This is a genomic window from Antrihabitans auranticaus, assembly GCF_016481275.1.
GTDB lineage: Bacteria > Actinomycetota > Actinomycetes > Mycobacteriales > Mycobacteriaceae > Antrihabitans.
Genome location: NZ_JAEMNW010000001.1, coordinates 1,262,601 through 1,284,678, shown reverse-complemented (window position 1 = coordinate 1,284,678; position 22,078 = coordinate 1,262,601). Strand labels below are relative to the sequence as shown.

23 protein-coding genes are annotated in these 22,078 nt (G+C 65.7%); 12 read left to right on the top strand and 11 right to left on the bottom strand.

The window, feature by feature from the left end:
• Nucleotides 1-10 precede the first annotated feature (10 nt).
• The 4 genes from JGU72_RS05930 to JGU72_RS05915 are packed head-to-tail and all read left to right on the top strand — an operon-like array spanning nt 11 to nt 3,748.
• On the top strand, nt 11-1,246 hold the full coding sequence (locus JGU72_RS05930) for an MFS transporter (protein WP_199683239.1): 1,236 nt from the start codon (nt 11-13) through the stop codon (nt 1,244-1,246).
• A 15-nt stretch (nt 1,247-1,261) separates the two neighbouring features.
• Entirely contained in the window at nt 1,262-2,620 is a 1,359-nt protein-coding gene (locus JGU72_RS05925; RefSeq protein WP_307828313.1) for a cytochrome P450, read from the top strand.
• Between the two features lie 34 nt (nt 2,621-2,654).
• Entirely contained in the window at nt 2,655-3,461 is an 807-nt protein-coding gene (locus tag JGU72_RS05920; RefSeq protein WP_199682757.1) for a TrmH family RNA methyltransferase, read from the top strand.
• Nucleotides 3,458-3,748, top strand: a complete 291-nt coding sequence (locus JGU72_RS05915) for a DUF2537 domain-containing protein (protein WP_199682756.1) — start codon at nt 3,458-3,460, stop codon at nt 3,746-3,748. Before JGU72_RS05920 ends, JGU72_RS05915 begins: the two co-directional genes overlap by 4 nt.
• Before the next feature lie 6 nt (nt 3,749-3,754).
• On the opposite strand, the gene JGU72_RS05910 is transcribed toward JGU72_RS05915, so the two are convergent.
• The 4 genes from JGU72_RS05910 to JGU72_RS05895 all read right to left on the bottom strand — a co-directional run bounded on the left by JGU72_RS05910 (nt 3,755) and on the right by JGU72_RS05895 (nt 7,961).
• Nucleotides 3,755-4,507: a DUF6928 family protein gene (locus tag JGU72_RS05910; RefSeq protein WP_199682755.1), complete on the bottom strand. Its 753-nt coding sequence runs from the start codon at nt 4,505-4,507 to the stop codon at nt 3,755-3,757.
• Nucleotides 4,508-4,589: 82 nt separating this feature from the next.
• Entirely contained in the window at nt 4,590-5,447 is an 858-nt protein-coding gene (gene sepH, locus JGU72_RS05905; protein WP_199682754.1) for a septation protein SepH, read from the bottom strand.
• A 215-nt stretch (nt 5,448-5,662) separates the two neighbouring features.
• On the bottom strand, nt 5,663-6,790 hold the full coding sequence (serC, locus tag JGU72_RS05900; RefSeq protein WP_199682753.1) for a phosphoserine transaminase: 1,128 nt from the start codon (nt 6,788-6,790) through the stop codon (nt 5,663-5,665).
• A 43-nt stretch (nt 6,791-6,833) separates the two neighbouring features.
• Entirely contained in the window at nt 6,834-7,961 is a 1,128-nt protein-coding gene (locus tag JGU72_RS05895; RefSeq protein ID WP_199682752.1) for a citrate synthase 2, read from the bottom strand.
• A gap of 273 nt (nt 7,962-8,234) precedes the next feature.
• Between JGU72_RS05895 and pdxH the strand changes: the two genes are divergently transcribed.
• The 7 genes from pdxH (at nt 8,235) to JGU72_RS05860 (ending at nt 14,546) form a co-directional block, all read left to right on the top strand.
• A complete protein-coding gene (pdxH, locus tag JGU72_RS05890) occupies nt 8,235-8,894 on the top strand; it encodes a pyridoxamine 5'-phosphate oxidase (RefSeq protein ID WP_199683236.1) in 660 nt (219 codons plus the stop codon).
• Nucleotides 8,852-10,186 (top strand): MFS transporter, encoded by a 1,335-nt coding sequence (locus JGU72_RS05885; protein ID WP_374101084.1) that lies wholly within the window; start codon nt 8,852-8,854, stop codon nt 10,184-10,186. Before pdxH ends, JGU72_RS05885 begins: the two co-directional genes overlap by 43 nt.
• A gap of 33 nt (nt 10,187-10,219) precedes the next feature.
• A complete protein-coding gene (locus tag JGU72_RS05880; RefSeq protein ID WP_199682751.1) occupies nt 10,220-11,182 on the top strand; it encodes an aldose 1-epimerase family protein in 963 nt (320 codons plus the stop codon).
• 129 nt (nt 11,183-11,311) lie between these two features.
• Nucleotides 11,312-12,610: a citrate synthase gene (locus JGU72_RS05875; protein WP_199682750.1), complete on the top strand. Its 1,299-nt coding sequence runs from the start codon at nt 11,312-11,314 to the stop codon at nt 12,608-12,610.
• Nucleotides 12,607-12,966, top strand: a complete 360-nt coding sequence (locus JGU72_RS05870; protein WP_199682749.1) for an FKBP-type peptidyl-prolyl cis-trans isomerase — start codon at nt 12,607-12,609, stop codon at nt 12,964-12,966. The genes JGU72_RS05875 and JGU72_RS05870 overlap by 4 nt, the downstream gene beginning before the upstream one ends.
• 138 nt (nt 12,967-13,104) lie before the next feature.
• Nucleotides 13,105-13,329: a hypothetical protein gene (locus JGU72_RS05865; protein ID WP_199682748.1), complete on the top strand. Its 225-nt coding sequence runs from the start codon at nt 13,105-13,107 to the stop codon at nt 13,327-13,329.
• Nucleotides 13,326-14,546: a hypothetical protein gene (locus JGU72_RS05860; protein WP_199682747.1), complete on the top strand. Its 1,221-nt coding sequence runs from the start codon at nt 13,326-13,328 to the stop codon at nt 14,544-14,546. The genes JGU72_RS05865 and JGU72_RS05860 overlap by 4 nt, the downstream gene beginning before the upstream one ends.
• Before the next feature lie 21 nt (nt 14,547-14,567).
• Here the strand turns inward: JGU72_RS05860 and JGU72_RS05855 are convergent, their stop codons facing one another.
• The 4 genes from JGU72_RS05855 to JGU72_RS05840 all read right to left on the bottom strand — a co-directional run bounded on the left by JGU72_RS05855 (nt 14,568) and on the right by JGU72_RS05840 (nt 18,949).
• Nucleotides 14,568-15,884 carry a sensor histidine kinase gene (locus tag JGU72_RS05855; RefSeq protein ID WP_199682746.1) on the bottom strand — a complete coding sequence of 439 codons (1,317 nt, stop codon included), beginning with the start codon at nt 15,882-15,884 and terminating at the stop codon, nt 14,568-14,570.
• Nucleotides 15,881-16,582 carry a response regulator transcription factor gene (locus JGU72_RS05850; protein ID WP_199682745.1) on the bottom strand — a complete coding sequence of 234 codons (702 nt, stop codon included), beginning with the start codon at nt 16,580-16,582 and terminating at the stop codon, nt 15,881-15,883. The genes JGU72_RS05855 and JGU72_RS05850 overlap by 4 nt, the downstream gene beginning before the upstream one ends.
• 19 nt (nt 16,583-16,601) lie before the next feature.
• The gene (locus JGU72_RS05845) at nt 16,602-17,003 is read right to left on the bottom strand and encodes a hemophore-related protein (protein WP_199682744.1); all 402 of its coding nucleotides are present in this window, start codon (nt 17,001-17,003) and stop codon (nt 16,602-16,604) included.
• Nucleotides 17,004-17,068: 65 nt separating this feature from the next.
• Complete coding sequence (locus JGU72_RS05840) at nt 17,069-18,949, bottom strand: propionyl-CoA synthetase (protein WP_199682743.1); 1,881 nt, start codon at nt 18,947-18,949, stop codon at nt 17,069-17,071.
• Nucleotides 18,950-19,018: 69 nt separating this feature from the next.
• On the opposite strand from JGU72_RS05840, the gene JGU72_RS05835 reads away from it, so the two are divergent.
• Nucleotides 19,019-20,515, top strand: a complete 1,497-nt coding sequence (locus tag JGU72_RS05835) for a carboxyl transferase domain-containing protein (protein WP_199682742.1) — start codon at nt 19,019-19,021, stop codon at nt 20,513-20,515.
• Here JGU72_RS05835 and JGU72_RS05830 read toward each other — a convergent pair.
• The 3 genes from JGU72_RS05830 to JGU72_RS05820 are packed head-to-tail and all read right to left on the bottom strand — an operon-like array spanning nt 20,512 to nt 22,055.
• Nucleotides 20,512-21,195, bottom strand: coding sequence for a GOLPH3/VPS74 family protein (locus tag JGU72_RS05830; RefSeq protein ID WP_199682741.1), 684 nt, complete (start codon nt 21,193-21,195; stop codon nt 20,512-20,514). The two genes, JGU72_RS05835 and JGU72_RS05830, sit on opposite strands and share 4 nt — an antisense overlap.
• 24 nt (nt 21,196-21,219) lie before the next feature.
• Nucleotides 21,220-21,765 carry a hypothetical protein gene (locus JGU72_RS05825; protein WP_199682740.1) on the bottom strand — a complete coding sequence of 182 codons (546 nt, stop codon included), beginning with the start codon at nt 21,763-21,765 and terminating at the stop codon, nt 21,220-21,222.
• Nucleotides 21,762-22,055, bottom strand: a complete 294-nt coding sequence (locus JGU72_RS05820; RefSeq protein ID WP_199682739.1) for a helix-turn-helix transcriptional regulator — start codon at nt 22,053-22,055, stop codon at nt 21,762-21,764. The genes JGU72_RS05825 and JGU72_RS05820 overlap by 4 nt, the downstream gene beginning before the upstream one ends.
• Between the last annotated feature and the right edge of the window lie 23 nt (nt 22,056-22,078).

The window sequence follows — 22,078 nt, the reverse complement described above, 5'->3', positions numbered from 1 at the left end:
CAAAGTCTCGATGTTCAGGGCGCTACGGACCCGCAATTATCGACTGTGGGCGTCCGGCCAAATCGTGTCGCTCATCGGCACCTGGATGCAGCGCGTCGCGCAGGACTGGTTGGTCCTGACGCTGTCCGGCGGTGACGGATTCGCGGTCGGAATCGTTTTGGCGTTGCAGTTCGGTCCTACGCTGGTGCTGTCTGTGTGGGGTGGCGTGCTGGCCGACCGGTACGACAAACGCAAGATTCTCGTCGGTACCCAAGTGGCCATGGCCGTGTCCGCTGCGATTCTCGCTGCACTCGACATCGGCGGCGTCGCGCAGCTGTGGCACGTCTATCTGCTGGCGTTCGCGGCGGGCTGTGCATCGGCGATCGACGCGCCCGTGCGGCAGTCGTTCACCATCGAAATGGTCGGCAGAAAGTTGTTGTCGAACGCCATCGCGCTGAACTCGATGACTTTCAACCTCGCGCGAATCATCGGACCGGCGATCTCCGGCATCGTGATCACCTTTGTCGGTACCGGACCGGTCTTCGCAATCAACGTCGTGTCGTTCGGCTGCGTGATCGCAGCGCTACTGGCCATGAACCAGAACGACCTCCTGCCCGTCGAGCATGCCGGGCGTGGGCGCGGCCAGATTCGCGCGGGGTTCCGATACGTCTGGGCACGAGCCGACTTGCGCGTCCTGCTGATCACCGTCTTTCTCGTCTCGACGTTCGGTATGAACTTTCCGCTGAGCCTCGCCGTGCTTGCCCGCAATACCTTCGGTCAGGGCGCCGACGCCTACGGGCTGCTGTCGACGACGCTCGCCGTTGGAACCCTCGCGGGTGCGGTACTCGCCGCGCGGCGGAACGGTCCGGTCCGGCTGCAGATCTTCCTCGGTGCGGCAACGGTTTTCGGCGCGCTCGAGGCGGTCGTGGGCGTGCTGCCGAACATGACTGCCGTCGCGATCATGCTGATACCGACCGGCGCGGTGATTCTCACCTTCACCACGTCGGCGATGAACATCCTGCAGATGTCGGTTCCGTCCGATATGCGCGGCCGGGTCATGGGTATCTACATGCTGTGTTTCCTCGGTGGAACGCCGTTCGGCAGTCCGGTTCTCGGCTGGCTCGCGGATATCCTGTCGCCGCGAGCGCCGCTCATTATCGGCGGCCTGATATCCCTCGTCGCGGGCGCAACGGGTGGACTATTGCTGATGACTCGCCATAGGCACACGGTGGCGACCGAGGCTCCGGTGAACCGGGAGCTGGTGTGACACGTACTGCTGAGGGTGACGACAACACATGAGATCGACGACGTGACGAGGACCGTGACGAGTCCGCGGTTCGGCCTGCTTCATCTGTTGTCGGCAAATACCGATCCCGAGGGCTACTTTCGGCGTCGCGCGCGGGAATCCGAACCGTTCGCGATGACGTTTCCGGGGCTCGGCGAGGTGCTCTTCACCGCGACGCCGGAAGGCGTGCGCGAGATATTGACCGCGCCGTCGTCGTCGTACTCGGCACCGACACCGAACCCGATCGAGCCGCTGGTCGGCGCGGGCTCACTGATTCTCCTGTCGGGGGAGCGGCACCGGAAGGAACGGGCGCTGCTCATGCCGTCGTTTCATGGCGAACGGATGCGGGCGTACGCAAGTGTGATGTGCGACGCCGCCATGGACGAAATGCAGAACTGGTCGCCCGGCTCGGAGATCGCGGTTCGTGCGGCCGCACAATCGATCACGCTACGCATAATCGTCCGCGCGGTCTTCGGCATCGAAGATCGGGAGCGAAGCGCCGAATTCACCAGTGCGATAACCGAACTGATGCAGTCGTTCATAGCGCCGCTGGGATTCGTTCCGCTCCTGCGGCGTTCGATCGGCGGTTGGGGGCCGTGGGCTCGCTTCGTGCGATTGCGCGACCGCTTCGACGACATTCTGCGGCAGGAGATCTCGGATCGGCGACGCTCCGGCGCGGCGGGCCACGACGATATCCTCAGCCTGCTGCTGTCAGCGACATACGAAGACGGCAGCGGGCTGACCGACGACGACCTCCTCGACCAACTCAGGACTCTCCTCGTCGCCGGACACGAAACCACTGCAACATCTTTGGCGTGGGCTTTGTACTACGTGCATCGCGAGCCAGGCATCCGCGAACGGCTGCTCGTCGAACTCGACGGTGTCACCTCTCCGACGGAACTGGCGAAGCTGCCCTACCTGTCCGCGGTATGCCAAGAGACGCTTCGGATGCACCCCACGGTATCCATCGTGCTGCGCAGGCTCAACCAGGCGTTGACAATTCGCGGAGTGGCCCGGTCGGCCGGCGATGTCGTCGGAATCGCTGTTCCCGCATTACATTTCGATCCAACTGTGTGGTCTGCGCCCGAACGTTTCGATCCTGACCGCTTTCTCGTGCGTAAACCGACACCATTCGAGTACACGCCGTTCGGCGGCGGTCATCGGCGTTGCGTCGGTGCGGCTTTCGCCAACTACGAGCTGGCTGTCGTGCTCGGCACGATCATCCGGACAGCCGACCTCGAACTGCCGGACAGCGAACGGCGCCGCAAACCGCCGCGTGCCGTGCCGCACGGCATCGCGGCGTTGCCGCACCGGGAGATCGTGCTCCGCAACCGTGCGTGGTTGGAGAGTCCATAAACTCTCCAACCACGCGCAGGGGCAAGATGGACCGGTGGCACAGACTGTCGACATCGATGACCCCACCGATCCCCGGCTCGATGATTTTCGCGACCTCAACTCCTCGGATCGCCGCCCGGACCTGCCCGAGGGCAAGGGTTTGGTGATTGCCGAGGGAGTGCTCGTCGCGCAGCGGCTGTTGACGTCGAGGTTCGAGCCGATCTCGTTTCTGGGTGTCGAGCGACGCCGCGCGGAATTGGCGGCGGACCTCGAGGCGACGGATGCGCCGTTCTACCGAACGACTGCCGAGGTGATGGCCGAGGTCGTGGGGTTCCACCTCAACCGCGGGGTTCTGGCGGCTGCCCGGCGACCGGACCCGCTCGACCTGGACGCGGTGCTGACGAATGCGCACACCGTCGCGGTCCTCGAGGGTGTCAACGATCACGAGAACATCGGCTCCATCTTCCGCAATGCCGCGGGTCTCGGCGCGGACGCTGTGCTGTTCGGTGGCAGGTGCGCGGACCCGCTGTACCGCCGCGCGGTCCGTGTATCGATGGGCCACGTCCTACGAGTGCCGTTCGCGACCGTCCCCGAATGGCCACGCGGGCTGGAACTGCTGCGGCACAAAGACTTCCGAATCGTCGCACTGACACCCGACCCGAAGGCCGAGACTCTGGCAACGGCGATGACGGGTGGTCGGGTCGCCTTGTTGCTGGGAGCCGAGGGGCCGGGTCTCGCCGAACATACGATGCGGCAGTGCGATGTCCGCGCACGTATTCCTATGGCCCCGGGGACGGACTCGCTGAACGTCGCGACGGCTGCGGCAATGGCGTTCTACGAACGTGTCAGGATGCACACGTGAGTTCGCCGACTTACGGTCCGCCGAGACCCGCTCCGACGCCGTGGTTCACGGGGTTGTTCGTTGCAGCTTTTGTCGCGGTGCTGACCGCCGTGGCCGTCTTTGCATTCGGCGTTGCGCTCGGGCGCATCCAGCCTGTGCTCGCCGTGTGTATCAATCTTGTCGCCGTGGGTGGCGCAGCGCCCACCGTCTGGCGATGGCGATCAGTACTCGTCGTCCGGTGGGTGGTCTACGGGCTCGGTGCGGGTGTTGGGCTCGGCTGGATCGCGCTCATCCTCGACATGATCTGAGGACGGCTACTTCCGTCGCCCCCAGCGCCAACGCCTACGCGGTTCGGGTGTTGTGGGCGCGTCCTGCGGCGGCGGCCAATTCTGGTACAGCGGAGCAGGTTCGGGCTCGGCGGGAACCTGCTCGTCCTTGCCGTAGAGGTCGAAGCGGCACACGATGATTCCGGCAGGATCGATGGCACTGTTCTCCGGCGAGTGGCGATACCGGAAGCCGAGCGAACGTTCGTTGCCCTCGTCTGCGAAGTCTTGGGGATCGAACGGCAGCGATTGCGGATCGGGCAGGATTCCCGGTACGTGATCGATCGGATGCTCGCCCGCCCAGTAGGGCATCTCCCACACTAGTGGCAGGCCCTCGTCCTCCAGGATGTTGATCGTCGTGGCGCTGAAGGACCGGCGCAGCTTGCCCTGCTCCCACAGGCTGAACGCGCCCCACTTCATCGCGGGGTCCAGCCCGGTGAAGACGGTCGTCGCCGAGGCCAGCGGCCGGACCCATTCCGCAGGCAACCGCGAAGGGTGGGCCACGGCGAGCTGAGGGCTGCAGAAGACAGTGATTCCCGGGTAGCAGCCGATGTAGATTCCACGTCCGTCGACGCCCGCGCTGGTCGACAGCGGACCTACCGCCTTGGGAACGATGACAGTGTCGGGAAACAACTTGCCGGCCAACGCGTATGCAGCCTGCTGATCGGGCTCGCGATGATTGCGAAGCGCTGCGACCGGGTCGGGGGTGTCGACGTACCAGAGTGTCGCTGCTTTGGCCCCCACCGCCGGATCCCGCCTTCCGCTAAGACTGTGCGCGGTTAGCGAGTCTATAGACCCCTCAACCGCGCGCGGGCGGCGCAGCCGCCTAATGTCCTGAGCTGCGCACCCCGAGGAGGACGTCCTCCCATGACGGCATGGCCGGCTTTCCGCGTTTGTTCTTGTTGCTTGCCGGCGCGGGTGTGCTCCGTGCAGCCGGTTCGTCGTCCACCTCGACGGTTTCGACCTCCTCGGCCTGCTTGTGCGTGTCGCGATTGGAGGTCGGCGCCGTCTCGAAGTATTCGTCGAGGGTGTGCTGGGAATCCTCGGAGCGATGGGCCGCCGCCGACATCGGCGTCACCTTGGCGAGCCCGCGCAACGGCCGCCCGAAGTCGGGGTCGACAAGATCGGTTGCCGCATCGTCGAGGGCAACGACCGTGCCGCCATGGGCGTCTCGCGTGAATCGCCAGTGCGCGGCGTTCGCTGTGCGCCCGGCCTGCCAGCGCAACTGTGCCACCCAGTGGCCGTCGGAGCCTTTCCAGGCATCCCATTCGGCGATGTCCAGGTCGTGTCCACGGGACCGGAAGGCAAGTGCGACAACGTCTGCGAGGGTGAGGACCGCGGGCCCGTTGTCTCGCAACGGGTGTCCGAGCTGGGCCAGCTGTGCTGCTCGCGACCGCTCCAGGAGTACCGGATACGCATATCGTTCGACCTTGCTCGCCGGCATACCGGATTCGGCGGCGACCTGTTCTATCGTGGCGCCGGCGCGAATTCGGGACTGAATGTCCTTCGGCCTGAGCGTGCTTTCCATCTCGATCTCAATCTGTCCGAATCGAGCGATGTCGCCGCGTGATGCCGCGCGGAGCTTGTCGTCAGCGGGGAGCCGAAACTTCTCGCCGGTGGCTTTGTCGGTGCACACCAGGTGCTTTCCGTCGGGCGCCAGTCCGATTACTTCGAGTTCGCGCACTTCGACCTCCTTATCGCACCGGCTCGCGATATTTGCCCGTACGCCGACAGTAATGCACCTGTGATCTTGCATCAGGGAGGACACGCGGGCGGGGAATCGGGGCATTCGCCTGCCGCAGGGGATAGGCTGCTCAGTTTTGCATCGCAACGAACGATTGGGCAGCGCAAACTCCCACCCCGCGTACATGTTTCGGTGCGCGGGGTGGGGGCGGCAGATCAGCCGAGCTGGGCGACGACCCAGTCGATGCAGCGGGTGAGAGCGGTGATGTCGTCCGGCTCGATCGCCGGGAACATGCCGACGCGGAGCTGGTTGCGGCCGAGCTTGCGGTAGGGCTCGGTATCGACGATCCCGTTGGCGCGCAACACCTTGGCGACAGCTGCCGCGTCGACGGCCTCGTCGAAGTCGATCGTTCCGACGACCTGGCTGCGATGATCGGGGTTGGTGACGAACGGCGTCGCGAACTCGCTCGCTTCGGCCCACGCGTACAGCCGTGACGACGAGTCCGCTGTGCGCTTGACGGCCCAGTCGAGCCCGCCGTTGCCGTTCATCCATTCGATCTGGTCAGCGAACAGCAGCAGGGTGGCCAGTGCCGGGGTGTTGTACGTCTGGTCCTTGCTGCTGTTGTCGATCGCGATCGGCAGCGAAAGGAACTCGGGCGTCCAGCGGCCCGTGCCCTTGATCTCCTCGACGCGGGCGAGCGCGGCGGGGCTCATGAGGGCGACCCAGAGGCCGCCGTCGGCCGCAAAGCACTTCTGCGGCGCGAAGTAGTACACGTCTGCGTCGGCGACGTCGACCGGCAGTCCGCCGGCACCCGACGTGGCATCGATAGCGACGAGCGCGTGCTCGGAACCGGCCGGTCGCTGCACCGGAATCGCAACGCCGGTCGACGTCTCGTTGTGGGCCCAACCGATGAGGTCGGCTGCGGGGTCCGAGACCGGCTCGGGCGCGCTGCCGGGATCGGCGCTGACGACGATCGGGTCGCCGATGAACGGGTTGCCCTTTGCCACGGACGCAAACTTCGAGCTGAACTCACCGTTGGTCAGATGCAGCGAGCGTTCCCGGATCAGACCGAAGGCGGCCGCGTCCCAGAACGCGGTCGTGCCGCCGTTGCCGAGCACGACCTCGTAGCCGTCGGGAAGCGAGAAGAGGTCGTGCAGGCCCGAACGGACCCGTCCGACAACGTTCTTCACGGGCTTCTGCCGGTGGCTCGTCCCGAACACCGAGGAACCGACCTCCACGAGGTGGTTCAGCTGCTCCGGGCGCACTTTCGACGGTCCGCAACCGAACCTGCCGTCCGCTGGCTTGAGTTCGGCTGGGATGGTCGGTGTCGTCGCGTCAGGCATCGTCGTTTTCGTCCTCGCTTGTGTGTGCAGGTAGAAGCGCAGTCTATCGAGCCGCGATGGTGTCCCAGCCTTCGACCGCCTCGGGCATCCTGGGCTCGGGGCCGACATACAGGGCGGCAGGGCGGACGAGCTTGCCCAGTCGTTTCTGCTCGAGGATGTGCGCGCACCAGCCGGCGGTCCGGCCGCAGGTGAACATCGCGGGCATCATGTGCGCCGGGACCTCGGCGAAGTCGAGGATCACCGCGGCCCAGAACTCGACGTTGGTCTCGATCGCGCGGTCCGGGCGGCGTTCGCGCAGTTCCGCAAGCGCGGCCTGCTCCAGCGCGGCGGCGACCTCGAAGCGCGGTGCGTCGAGGCGCTTCGCAGTGGCGCGGAGCACGCGTGCGCGGGGATCTTCGGCACGGTAGACGCGGTGGCCGAAGCCCATCAGCTTCTCTTTTCGATCGAGGATGCCCTTGACCAAAGCCCGTGCGTCATCGGACTTTTCGACCTCTTCGATCATCGGCAGCACGCGTGCCGGGGCGCCGCCGTGCAGCGGACCCGACATGGCGCCGATTGCACCGGACATGGCGGCCGCGACGTCGGCGCCGGTCGAGGCGATGACGCGCGCGGTGAAGGTGGAGGCGTTCAAACCGTGTTCGGCCGCAGAGACCCAGTAGGCGTCGATCGCCTCGACGTGGCGGGGATCGGGGTCGCCCTTCCAGCGGGTCATGAACCGTGCGGTGACGGTCGAGCATTCGTCGATCACAGTCTGCGGGACGGCGGGCTGGTAGATGCCGCGCGCGGACTGGGCGACGTAGGACAGTGCCATGACCGAGGCGCGGGCGAGCTGGTCGCGGGCGGTGGCGTCGTCGATGTCGAGCAGGGGCTGGTAGCCCCAGATCGGCGCGAGCATGGCGAGACCGGCCTGGACGTCGACGCGGACATCGCCGGTGTGCACCGGGAGCGGAAACGGTTCGGCCGGGGGCAGGCTGTGGCCGAACCGGCCGTCCACCAGCAGGGACCAGACGTCGCCGAAGGTGACGTTGCGGGCGACAAGTTCTTCGATGTCGACGCCGCGGTAGCGCAGTGCGCCGCCGTCCTTGTCGGGTTCGGCGATCTCGGTGGTGAAGGCGAGGACGCCTTCGAGGCCACTGACGAAGTCGGCCGGGACCGTCGCGCTCGGTGCCATGGTGAGTTCTCCCTCGTTCGCGCGTCGCCGGTCCGGGGACGCTGAATGCGTTGAACGGTTGCGCGATGCGCACGTGCGGGATGGTCACGCGCGACGTCGAGCAACGACCACCGGCCGGGGCGGGTTTCTACGCGCGGGAAGAATCCGCTCGACACCCGCTCGACGCGGTGCAATTCAAGTCAACTTTAGACCGGCCGACCCGGGCCGGATCCGTCGCCCCTACTCGGGAGTAACGTGCGGGAAGTGCCATCCGAACCTCACAACCTCGCTTCGATGAGGGTGAACTACGGCTCTCCCGATGCGCCCGACCTCGCCGCTGCGGGCGTGCCGGGTGAGCTGGACGAATCATGGCTGGCCGACGGCTGGGAGCCGGTGTTGCGGCGCTGGTTGGCCGACGCTGTCTCGGCGTCGGTCGTCGAACCGAACGCGATGGTTCTCGCGACGATCGACGCAGCCGGTCACCCCGCGTCGCGAACCGTTCTGTGCAAGGGTGTTTCGCCGCGCGGGATCGTCTTCTACACGAATTACTCGTCCGATAAGGCGAGACACTTGGCTGCAAATCCGTATGCCTCCGCGACATTCGCGTGGCCGCTGATCGCGCGGCAGGTCACGTTGCGGGGGAGCGTGGTGAAGGTCGATCGCGCGGTCACCGAGGAGTACTGGCGCACTCGGCCGCGCGGGTCGCAACTGGGTGCGTGGGCGTCGGAGCAATCGCGTCCCGTGGACTCGCGGTCCGCCTTGGAAAGTCGGCTCGACGTCGTCACAGAACGGTTCTCGGGTGTCGAAGACATTCCGCCGCCGCCCGATTGGGGTGGTTTCGAGCTGCAGCCGAGCGTCGTCGAGTTCTGGCAGGGGCGGCAGAATCGGCTCCACAACAGGCTCCGGATGACGTGGCTCGACGACCGCTGGACGGTCGCCCGGTTGCAGCCTTGAAGCGCGGTCTGCTCGCCGATGTCACTCCGCTGCGCAATGCGGACTTCCGGCGACTGTGGACGACGAACATCGTCACCGTCATCGGCGGCCAGCTCAGCCTCGTGGCAGTCCCGCAGCAGATCTTCGAGATCACCGACAACTCCGGCTACGTCGGGCTCGCCGGACTGTTCGCGCTCGTTCCGCTGATCCTCTTCGGGCTGTGGGGCGGTGCTCTCGCCGACGTGATGGACCGGCGCAAGCTCATGATGATCACAAGCGTCGGACTCGGGGTCACATCGCTCGGATTCTGGGCGCAGGCCGCGGCGGGCGTGAACAACGTCTGGCTGCTGCTCGGGCTGCTGTCGGTGCAGCAGGCGTTCTTCGCGATCAACCAGCCGACCCGCAGCGCGATTCTGCCCCGGCTGCTACCGGGGCACCAATTGGCGGCGGCGAACTCGCTGAGCATGACCGTGTTTCAGTTCGGAGCGATCGCGGGACCGGTCCTCGCGGGCATCCTGATACCGGTGATCGGGCTCGAATACCTGTATCTGATCGACTCGATCGCCCTGCTCGCCACGTTGTGGGCCGTACTGCGCCTGCCTGCGTTACCGCCGACCGGTTCGAGCCGCCGAGCCGGCCTGCGAGAAGTGCTCGATGGGTTCCGCTACCTCGCCGGGCAGCGAATTCTGCTGGCGTCCTTCGTAGTCGACATCGTCGCGATGGTGTTCGGCATGCCGCGCGCGCTCTTTCCGCAGATCGCGCACGAAACCTTCGACGGCCCAACCGAAGGCGGTGTCGCGCTCGGGTTGCTGTTCGCCGCCATGTCGGTCGGTGCGGTCATCGGCGGTGTGTTCTCGGGCTGGCTGCCACGGATTCGGCGCCAAGGTCTCGCCGTCGTTGCATGCATCGTGGCGTGGGGCTTGGCCATGCTCGGTTTCGGGGTGGCGATCGGTTCCGGTTCGGGGTCGGTTGCGCTTTGGATTGCGTTGGCATTCCTCGCGATAGGCGGCGGCGTCGACATGATCTCCGCCGCGCTTCGGATGACGATGTTGCAGCAGGTCGCCACCGACGAGGTGCGCGGCCGATTGCAGGGTGTGTTCACGGTTGTCGTTGCGGGCGGACCGCGGATCGGCGATCTCGCGCACGGTGTCGCTGCGGCGAGCGTCGGTACCGCGGTTGCGGCTGCCGGTGGCGGGATTCTCGTCGTCGCCGGAATGGTGGTGTGCGCCGTGGCTTTCCCTGCGTTCGTGCGGTATCAGGTCCGGACTCGGGTCCGCGGCGCGAATCTTGCCGACGACGACCCGTTGGCATGACAAGCGGGACTTGCGCAGAGCAAACTAGGTCGCATGGCACAGCCGGAAAAACGTCCGCAACGTGAATCCCCAGCGCCTCGCACCTTCCAGATCAAAGGTGGCGGATACCGGGCAGACATCGTGTCCACCGGTGCGGGGCTGCGGCTGCTCGAGAAATCGGTCGACGGGAAGGTCGTACCGCTGACCGAGACCTGGCAAGCAGGCACCAAACCGCCGCTTTCGGCGGGTCTGATCCTCTGCCCGTGGCCCAACCGCATCCGGGACGGGTTCTTCTATTTCGACGGGATCGAGCACCAGCTCGAGATCACCGAACCGGCTCGCAACAACGCGAGCCACGGTTTGGTGCGCCGCAGTGAGTGGCGGCTCGAGGAGCATGAGGAAAGTCGGGTCAAACAGTCGTTCGATCTCGGTCTGCACAAGGGCTGGCCGTATCCGATGCGACTCGGCGTGACGCACGAACTCACCGCGGAGGGACTCGTCGTCATCCACACCGCCACCAACACGGGGACGGTACCTGCGCCGTTCGGCCTCGGAATCCACACGTTCCTGCGCGCCGGAGACACGCCGCTCGACGAATGCACTCTGCAGCTGTCGGCCGGTGTTCGGCAACCGCTCGATCCCGAGCGAATGTTGCCCGTGGGGCCGTGCGTTCCCGTTGCCGGCACCGAGTACGACTTCAGCACGCCACGGCTGCTGGAAGGGGTATGGCTCGACACGCCGTTCAGTTCGCTGCTGACGGACGCCGACGGCCGGACCCGGCACGAATTGCGGGCTCCGGATGGAACCGGCGCGATGCTGTGGGCCGACCGCGATTTCGGCTGGGTGCAGGTCTTCACCGCGGACCCCGCCAAGGACCAGGCCTATCCCGGACGCGGTCGCGCACTGGCCGTGGAACCGATGACCTGCCCGCCCGACGCGTTCAACACCGGGATCGATCAGATAGTCCTCGAACCACGGCAGACGTGGAGTGCCGCGTGGGGAATCGCGGCGCTGTGAATACCGGCACCCGGCGAAGTAGGCGACCCTCCTTGAGCGGCGCCGAGCCTTTGCGACTAGCGTCTGATCGACTGCACATGCGTGACGTGCAACCGCACTCGACAGGGATTCAAGCTGAGAGGGATCTTCGTGTCCGCTGAGAACGACTTCACACCTACGCTCAGCTACCCAGGTGGCGAGCACAAGATGTCGATTGCCAAAGCGAGCGAGGGCAACGACGGAATCGAACTCGGGAAGTTGCTTGCAGCGACCGGGTACACGACGCTCGATCCGGGCTTCGTCAACACCGCCTCGACCAAGTCGGCGATCACCTACATCGACGGCGAGAAGGGCATCCTGCGCTACCGCGGGTACCCGATCGAGCAGCTCGCGCAGCACTCCACCTTCATCGAGGTGAGCTACCTCCTTATCTATGGCGAGTTGCCGACTCCGGAGCAGTTGGAGTCGTTCACCGACCGGATCCGCAGGCACACGCTGCTGCACGAAGATCTCAAGCGGTTCTTCGACGGCTTCCCCCGTAATGCGCACCCGATGCCGGTGCTGTCGAGTGCGATCAACGCGCTGTCCGCGTACTACCAGGACTCGCTGGATCCCGACGATCCGGAGCAGGTCGAGCTGTCGACGATCCGCTTGCTCGCGAAGCTGCCGACCATCGCGGCCTACGCCTACAAGAAGTCGGTCGGGCAGCCGTTCCTCTACCCGGACAACTCGCTGAACCTGGTCGAGAACTTCCTGCGGATGACGTTCGGTTTTCCGGCCGAGCCCTACGAGGTCGATCCCGAGATCGCCAGCGCGCTCGACATGCTGCTGATCCTGCATGCCGACCACGAGCAGAACTGTTCGACGTCGACGGTCCGGCTTGTCGGATCTTCGGATGCGAACCTGTTCACCTCGGTATCCGGTGGCATCAATGCGCTGTGGGGCCCGCTTCACGGTGGCGCCAACCAGGCGGTCCTCGAGATGCTGGACAAGATCAAAGAGGACGGCAGCACCGCTGCGGACTTCGTCAAGAAGGTCAAGAACAAAGAGCAGGGCGTGAAGCTGATGGGCTTCGGGCACCGCGTGTACCGGAACTACGATCCGCGCGCGATGCTGGTCAAGGAGACCGCGCACACGATCCTCGGCAAGCTCGGCGGCGACGACGAACTGCTCAACATCGCGATGGCTCTCGAAGAAGCTGCGCTGACCGACGACTACTTCATCGAGCGCAAGCTGTACCCGAACGTCGACTTCTACACCGGCCTGATCTACCGCGCGATGGGCTTCCCGACGCGGATGTTCACGGTCCTGTTCGCGATGGGTCGTCTGCCCGGCTGGATCGCGCACTGGCGCGAAATGCACGAAGACGCGACGTTGAAGATCGGTCGTCCCCGCCAGATCTACACCGGTTACACCGAGCGCGAATACAAGGAGCTGACCAACCGATGAGCAAGCCCGAAGTCGAGTTCCAGGACGGCCCGGCACCCACCGAACTCGTGATCAAGGACATCACGGTCGGTACCGGTGCCGAAGCCGTTCCGGGCGGAACCGTCGAGGTCCACTACCTCGGTGTCGAGTTCGACAGCGGCGAGGAGTTCGACTCGTCATGGAACCGCGGTGAGTCGATTCAGTTCCCGCTGCGTGGTCTCATCCAGGGCTGGCAGGATGGCATCCCCGGAATGAAGGTCGGCGGCCGTCGCCAGCTGACGATTCCGCCGCACCTGGCCTACGGACCTGCCGGTGGCGGACACCGTCTGTCCGGCAAGACCCTGGTCTTCGTGATCGACCTGATCAACGCAGGCTGACACCACACGCGCGAGCACGATCACGGGTTCGTGCTGCACAGGGTCGGTGTGTACCAGTTTCTTCGGTAGCTGATGGCCTATCGCAGTGAGAGAAAGTCAGTAAAGTACTCTCAGGCGAATGTCAGTGAGGAGTCAATGGTGACGAACGACGCGCGAAGCGAGCTCAAACGGGACCTCGGCGAGGATCTTGCCGTCCTGGACGCCATGTCCGACGAGGACGCCGCGGACTTCCTCGTGCTGTTCAAGGAAGCTCGCGTCGAAGAGACGAAGAGCCTCGACGCGTCGATCGACGCCACGATCAACGCGCTGCCGTGGGTCTTCCGCGGCCCCGCGCGCAAGATCATGTTCGGTGGCAAGAAATGAGCGACCTCGTCACCCGTGCGCAGCTGGTCATCCTGGCGAAGCAACTGCATGTTCCGGTCGAACGTGTGCAGTACCTCGAGAAGCTCGGTGCTGCCCATCTGCTGGAGTTGCGGCAGGCAGTCGCGGACTTCCTGTTCGACGAGAACTCCGAGACGTTCAACCGGATCAGTGCTCTCGTCCCGATCGTGCCGCTCTCGATCGCGATGCCGATCGTGCAGAAGGTGACCGCGCCCGAGATGGCCGGTCGGGCTGCCGGCGCGGTCGGTGTCGCGCATCCGAAGAAGGCCGTGCAGGCCATGACGCTCGTAAAACCGGAATACGGCGCCTTGTGTGCGCCGTTCATGGATCCGCGGGCGGTCGGCACCCTGGCCGAAACCGCACCGCACGAACCGGTGGTCGCGATCGCGAATGTGCTTCTCGCGAGCAAGGATTACATCACCGGCGGGTTGTTCGTCGAAGCGGCGACTCCGGAGCTCATCCGTGCGGTCGAAGCCGGTGTCGACGACGACGAAGGCCTGATCCGCACGGGGTCCTATGTCTACTCGGGCAAGGTGCTGAGCGAAGTCCTGCGGGTGATGGTCGAAGCGTCGCCGGCCCGGATCTCGCGCCTCGTCCGCACTACCGTCGAGGGTCCTGTCGACCTGCAGCTGGCCGCGCTTTCGGTGTTCTCACGTCTCGACGGCGACCTCGTCGAAACGATCGGCGACGTCCTCTTCGACGAGATCGACGTTTCGACGGTCGCGACGCTGGTGCGTAATTATCTCGCCAACGAGGCAGGCTCCGAGCTACTCGAGTTTGCGGGCAATCTCAGTTCCTCTGCGCTCGACACCTTCGCGGCGAACCCGGTGCTCGAGGACGACGACGCGTTGCGGACGTTGGTTGACGCAGCTTCGGATAAGGATGCGCCGGGGGTGTGGCGCGGCCTGGTCGATGTGACAGCGCATGCGAACGCGGCGACCCAGGCCAAGATCCTCGACTTCGTTCTCGAAACCGGCGACGGAATCCCGGCGCGCCTTGCGCACGTCGCGACTGCTGGTCACCTGTGGCCCTCGGTGTTGCGGCTGCTGTCGAGCCAGGATGATTCGCTGCAGGAACGGATCGCGGAGAAGTGGCAGCCCAGCCTCGCGGATGGGGAGCACGCGACTGTGGCACGGCACATTCAGGAGCTCAGGCTCGACGACTCGCTGAAGGCGTTGAAGAAGGTACTGGCCAGATAGTCGCTAGGCCGCGACGCTGGCCTAGCCGGACTCGTCGGCGAGCTCGATGACCAACCGGGCTCCACCGAGCGTGCTCGTCTCGAAAAATGTTCTGCCGCCGTGTAATTGGGCTTGCTGGGCGACGAGGGCAAGGCCGAGGCCCGAGCCTGACATGGTCGCGGTGCTGCCGCGGTAGAAGCGGTCGAACACCGCCTCGTGTTCGCTTTCCGGGATGCCGGCGCCGTTGTCGTCGACTGCGACCTTGATTGTGTTGTCCTCCGAACGCTGCGCCGAGATGATCACCTGGGTCGCGCCGCCGTGCCGAACGGCGTTGCTGAGCGCGTTGTCGAGGGCCAGTCGCAGCCCCGCCGGCAACCCGCGCGTGATCAATGATTGATCGGCGTCGACTCGGACGGTCACCTGCGGGAAGTGCCGGTGTGCGTCGTGGGCTGCGAGGTCGCAGAGTTCGACGATGTCGGTGTCGATGTAGTCGCGATCGGAAGCGAGTTCGCCCGAGGCGAGCCGTTCGAGCGCGGACAGGGTCGCCTCGACGCGGCCCTGCGCGCGCTGCAGGTCACCCAGAATCTCGACTCGCTGGTCGTCGTCTAGATCCAGGGTTCGCAGTACTTCGATGTCGGTTCGCATGGCGGTGAGGGGTGTACGCAGTTCGTGCGCAGACGCCGCAGCAAAATCGCGGGCTGTCGTCAACGCGGCAGACGTCTCGGCTTGCGCATCTGCCACCCGGGTCAGCATGCCGTCGATCGCGTGGGCCAATTCCGCGGCTTCGCGCACTCCGGTGACCTTGGGCATCGGTTCGGGAGGTCGCGCGTTGACGCGGCGGGTGAGTTCGGCGATCGGACGGACAGCCAGACCGCCGAACAGCCAGCCGAGGCTTGCGGCCGCCGCGATGGTCAGAAAGCCGGCGACGACGACCCAGCGCTGTTGCCGTTGCGTCGTCTCCGTCGCTTCTGCAGCGGGCAGGCCGAGTGAAACCGTTTGACCACCACGGTTTTCCAGTGTCGTCGTGAACACCCGGTACAGGGTGCCGTCGACGTCGACCGTGCGCGAGCCGTCGGGGAGCTCGGGGAGTTCGACGATCGTGCTGCCGCGCACGTCGTCACCGTTCCGCACCGTCAGCGCGATGTCGTCCTTCGGGCCGAAGCGCGACCAGATCTGCACCGCGATGTCCGCGTTGAGCAGGACCAGCCGCGATGCGGTCTCCAACCGCCGGTCGATTTCCTGCAGGTTGTTGCGCTCGATGACCTGAGCGACGAGCAACCCCAAACCGATGGCGATGATCGTCGCACCGAGTGCCGCCGCGGCAGCGACTCGCGCGCGCAGGGAGTGCGTGCGAATCATCTGGGTGCTCGCAGAACGAAGCCCACGCCGCGGATCGTGTGCAGCACCCGCGGATGGCCGTCGACTTCGAACTTTCTGCGCAGGTAACCGATGAACACGTCGACGACGTTGGTGTCGGCAACGAAGTCGTAGCCCCAGACGAGTTCCAGCAGGCGCTCCCGGCTCAGGACGACCCCGGTGTTGCGGGCGAGCACCGACAGCAGTTCGAATTCTCGCTTGGTGAGGTCCACCGGCATGCCGGCCAGGAGCGCGCGATGCCCCGGCAGATCGACCTCCAGCGGACCGACGGTGATTCCGCTGGTGTCGGTGGGAGCCGGTGCCGGATCGGCCTTCCGGCGCAGCAACGCGCGAATCCGCGCCACGAGCTCGGCGAGCACGAACGGCTTTATCAGGTAGTCGTCGGCGCCGGACTCGAGGCCCGCAATACGGTCGTCCACCGAACTGCGAGCGCTGAGAACGCAAATGGGAACATCGTTACCCATCGCGCGCAGGGCTGTCACGACGCCGGCGCCGTCGAGCACCGGCATGTTCATGTCGAGCACGATGGCATCAGGCGAGTTGGCGGTCACGCTGCGCAGGGCGGAGGCGCCGTCGCGCGCGGTCAGCACTGTGAAGCCAGAGAGGCGGAGCCCGCGCTCTACCGATGCGAGTACGTCCTGATCGTCGTCGACAACCAAGACGCTCGCCTGGCTCTTCATATGCGCTCCACTCGACAGGTCAGTAATTGTGGCAGGTGTCCGCAATCTCTTGGGCCTTCGCCTGGAACTCGTCGGCCCGCGGGCTGTTGCGCAGTTCCTCGCGGCGCTCCTGCAGACGTTGATGCGCCGCGAGGAACTGTTCGAGGGCGCCCTGCCGCTCTGCTACAGGCAATTCGAAGAATGCTTCGACCTGCGCCTTGCGTTCGGGGTTCTCGTCCAGGCGTTGGGCGAGTTGGGGTGTCGTGACGTGCATGGCGGCATCGATCTGTTCGAACGAACAGGTTGTCTCCAGCAGTGGTCCGGCGGGGGATGCCGGGTCGGCCGCCGCGGTTGCGGGCGTCACGACGAGTGCGGTACCGGCGAGCGCAAGGGCCGCCGCGGTGAGGCTCGATCGAACGAGCGTCTTGCGTGGTGACTTCATGCCTCGAACGTAGGACCGGTTCGTGGGATGCCGTTGTGTGCACTATGAGAAGACTCTGTGGATGCCTATTGCGGGCCGATCTTCTCTGCCAACACGGTAAGGACCGACTCGTCCTCGATGGTCGACGGTACCGCGTACTGCTCGCCGCCGACGATCTGGCGCATCGTCTTTCGCAGGATCTTGCCCGACCGTGTCTTGGGCAGCGCCGCCACTACCGTGACATCTCTGAACGCTGCCACCGCACCGATCTCGTCACGAACCCGAGAGATCAGGTCGGCTGTCAACTGCTCGTCAGAGATGTCGGCGCCGGCCTTCAGTACGACGTAGCCACTCGGCCGTTGACCTTTCAGCTCGTCGTGGATGCCGATGACGGCGCATTCGGCGACAGCAGGATGTCCGGCAAGCACAGCTTCCATGCCGCCCGTCGAAAGCCGGTGCCCCGCAACGTTGATGACGTCGTCGCTGCGACCGAGGATGAAGACGTAGCCGTCGTCGTCGACGTATCCGGAGTCACCGGTCAGGTAGTAGCCGTCGAAAGTCGAGAGGTAGGACCGGACGTACCGGTCCTCGTCGCGCCACAGGCCGGCGAGCGTACCGGGCGGAAGTGGCAGTGCGAGAACGATATTGCCTTCCACGCCCGGTTCTACGGTGGCGCCGGTGGAGTCGAGGACCTCCAGTCGATAGCCGGGGACGGGGACGGTCGGCGAGCCGGCCTTGATCGGCATATGTTCGAGGCCGCGGAGATTGGCGCAGATCGGCCAGCCCGTCTCGGTCTGCCACCAGTGATCGACGACGGGGAGCCCGAGCACGGCGCTCGCCCATTCATAGGTGTTGGGATCGAGTCGTTCGCCTGCGACGAACAACGTCACCAGCGACGAAACATCGTATTTGGCAAGCTCTTCGGCTTGCGGGTCGACCTTGCGAATGGCCCGTAGGGCGGTCGGCGCGGTGAAGAGTGCACGCACACGGTGGTCCTGGACCACGCGCCAGAACGCGCCGGCATCCGGAGTACCGACCGGCTTGCCTTCGTAGAGCACGGTCGTTGCGCCGACCAGCAACGGCGCGTACACGATGTAGGAGTGGCCGACGACCCAGCCGACGTCGGATGCCGCCCACATCACCTGGCCCGCACCGACGTCGTAGACGTTGCGCATGGACCACGCGAGTGCGACCGCGTGGCCGCCGTTGTCACGGACCACGCCCTTCGGTTTACCCGTCGTGCCCGACGTGTACAGGACGTACAACGGGTCGGTGGCCGCGACGCTGACGGGGTCGGCGGGACTCGCGCTGCCGGCGACCGCGTCCCAGTCGAGGTAGCTGCCGAGGTCGCCGGGGATCTCCGCGCGCTGTTTGACGATGACGGGGCAGGTCGCCTGCGCAAGTGCCAGTGCCTTCTCGATGATCGGCAGGTATTCGATAGTCCTGCCTGGTTCGAGGCCTCCGGTTGCGGTGACAACGAGCGCTGGCTCGGCGTCGGTGATGCGGAGTGCGAGTTCCTTCGCGGCGAAGCCGCCGAAGACCACCGAGTGGACGGCACCGATGCGGGCGCAGGCCAGCATCGCGATCGCTGCTTCGGGGATCATCGGGAGGTACACGATGACGCGGTCGCCCTTGGAGACGCCCTGGGCCACAAGGGCTCCCGCGAATCGAGCGACCTCGTCGAGCAACTCGCCGTAGGTGTAGGTGCGCTGCAGTCCGAGCATTGCCGAGTCGTAGATCAACGCTGCGCGGTCCCCGTTGCCCGCCGCGACATGGCGGTCGAGCGCGTTGGCGCAGGTGTTCAGGGCCGCATCGGGAAACCATCGGTAGATGGGCGCGGCAGAATTGTCGACCGCGCGGGTCGGCGCGATGTCCCAGTCGATCGCGTCCGCTGCGTCGAGCCAGAAGCTCTCGGGATCGTCCACGCTGCGCTGATAGGCGAGCGCATACGCGCCTGCGTCCGGCATTTCGTGCTCCTCGGTGGCGTCGAATGTGGCCCTGCTCACCATAGTGCGAGGAGTGGATACGCTCATCGGGTGCGCCCTTCAGCGAACCGAATTTCCGCCCGTGACCTCATCGGTCACGTCGTCGACCAGGGAACTTTCCAGAGTTGGGACGGTCCGCTCGTGGACGTGCGGCCCGGGGACAAATACCGGGCCGACCTCGCTGCCGCGGCAGCGCGCAGCGGCGAGGACGAATCGGTGCTGACCGGTGCGGGACAGGTGCGCGGCAGGCCGGTCGCCGTGATCGCGTGCGAGTTCGGTTTCCTCGCCGGTTCGATCGGTGTGGCTGCGGCCGAGCGGATCGTCACCGCCATCGCCCGCGCGACGGCCGAAGGGTTGCCTCTGCTCGCGTCGCCGACATCGGGTGGCACGCGAATGCAGGAGGGCACACTCGCCTTCGTGCAGATGGTGAAGATCGCGGCAGCGGTCGCGGCGCACAAGGCCGCGCACCTGCCGTATCTGGTCTACCTGCGGAATCCGACGATGGGCGGTGTCTTCGCATCCTGGGGGTCGCTCGGGCACGTAACTGTCGCCGAGCCCGGCGCGTTGATCGGGTTCCTCGGTCCGCGCGTGTACGCGGCGCTCTACGGCGAGGAATTCCCGGCAGGTGTGCAGACCGCCGAGAACCTGTACCGAAACGGCGTGATCGACGGCGTGGTGCCGGTCGTGCGGTTGCGCAACATCATCCATCGCGCGCTCTGTGTGATGACGGGGGAGACCCGCTGGGCCGCGGTGCCGCCAGAGCCTGCGGTCCCGCTGCCCGATGTCCCGGCCTGGGAATCGGTGACGCTGTCGCGAAAACCCGACCGGCCCGGAATTCGCGAGTTGCTGCGCCACGCCACCGAGCGAGTCCCGCTGAGCGGGACCGGACAAGGCGAGGCGGACCGCACGGTCCTGCACTCGTTGGCGAGGTTTCGCGGGATGCCGTGTGTGCTGTTCGGTCACGACCGTGAGGGTCAGTCGGTCGACCGCGCAATGGGGCCCGCGGCGCTGCGCGAGGCGCGGCGCGCGATGCGCTTGGCCGAAGAGTTGCGCATACCGCTGGTGCTCGTCATCGACACTCTCGGAGCGTCGCTGTCGAAGGAAGCCGAGGAGCGTGGTCTGGCACCGGAAATAGCCCGCTGCATAGCGGATTTGGTGACTCTCGACACCCCAACCATCTCGGTGCTGCTCGGGCAGGGCAGCGGTGGTGGTGCGTTGGCGTTGCTACCGGCGGACCGCGTCGTCGCGGCGCAGCACGCGTGGTTGGCTCCCCTGCCGCCGGAGGGTGCCAGTGCGATCGTGTACCGCGACACCGATCATGCCGCTGAAATTGCTGCGGCCCAAGGTGTTCGGTCCATAGATCTGCGACGCGACGGCATCGTCGACGTCATCGTGCCCGAATTGCCTGATGCCGCACTGGAACCCGCAGATTTCGCGGTCCGCATGGTCGCGGCGATTGCGACCGAGCTGCGCGGTCTGACCGATATCACTGCTGCGCAGCGCTATTCGGTTCGGTCGGCGCGCTATCGCAACCTAGGCCGTGCCTAACCGCTCGCCGTTGCGCCGGCTGTGACGGACACCAGCACGGCTGCCAGCACGGTCGTGTTCACGGCTTCGACCGCTTTCCGGACCGCCGTGCCCGCCCATTCGCCTTCCGCAATCTCTGTGGCGCGCTTCTTGATCGCCTTCCGATCGGCGTCCGGAAACACTTTGTGGACGCCGTCGATCGCGGACAGGAGAGAGATGAGTGCCGCGTTGTGTGGGCTCGGTGTCGCGTTGTGGATGAGCGCCCGTTCGAGTTCGAGGCGAACCGCCTGCTTTCGGCGGGTGTCGCGCGCCGGCCACTTCGTCGTGGGAAACAGTCCGAGCACCTTGGTGCGTTGCTGTCGAATCGAGCCCTGCTTCTCCAGTTGGGCGAGGACCTTCTCGCGCAGACCGCGCTGCAGCTTCTCGATCACGCGCTGCGGCTTCATCGGCTTCGACCTGCGAATTGTCTCGTACGCGGCCGTGATGAGTGGGTCGGTGAGCAGGTCCGCGCCCCGAACGGTGACGAGCCGGCCAGCCTTGGTCTCCTCGTTCTTCTCGCTGACGCGGACCGCCTCGGCCAGCGCGAGTTCGAGAACCACGGCCCCGGCAAGCGCGCGGGGAAGCTTGGTGCTGTCCGTGATCTGCTTACCGGATTCGTCATCGAGCAACAGCAACAGCAGATCTTGTGCGATCGTCGGCATATCGAATGTCCTTTCCGCGCAGAACTATTGGTCTTCAGGCTCGGCGTCCGGGCGCGTCCAGCCAAGGATCATGGCGGGCGTGCAGCCGCCGACCATCAGGGCGACGAGGGTGAAGATGGCGCCCGCGTAGTGCCAGTCGGCGTTGCCGTCCGGTGCGAAGACCGCGCCGAACAGCAGGTAGAACACGGCAATCAGGCCAAGGTTCTGCGTCACCGCTAGCCCGATGGAGCGAGCGCTGTCCCGTTGCTCGACCTCCCACTCGTCCAATGTGCTCGCCGGCGCATCGGCCTGGCGCCCGGAGACGACCTGCAGCATGATCCACGCCGGGAAGAAGAGCAGGCAGACCGGGAACCACAGCAGCGGTGCGCGAGCGACGCCGAAATGGCAGAGGACGCCGACCGCGAACATGAGCGCGAACACGACGCCCAAAGAGACAACGAGAATTCTGCGACGCGACTGTGTTCGCCAGGCGGGGAACCACGTCGACCAGCGTTGCTCGTCGGCGAGGAAGCGGCGGGTACGCCTCGTCTGATAGCGAGTGATCAGGCTGGGCTGGGTTGACCCGGTCATCGCGATTCGCCTCCCTTGTCGTGTTGTTCGATTCGCCCGTACAACTCGGTGGAGAGCGGGGCGAATTCGGATCGCGAGAACACGGCCTCGACCGGCAGGCCGAAGACCTCGCAGATCCGCAATGCCAGATCGAGGCTGGGGTAGTGATCGCCCCGCTCGAGTGCGCCTACGGTCTGGGGGTTGACGTCGATCGCTTCGGCAAGCGTCGCGCGTGTCATTCTGCGTTCCGCGCGCAGCACCCCGATGCGATTGTGGATGGGGAGAGTCTCCCCTCGTCTCACCGGACTCATGCAACTAATTGTTGCAAAAACAC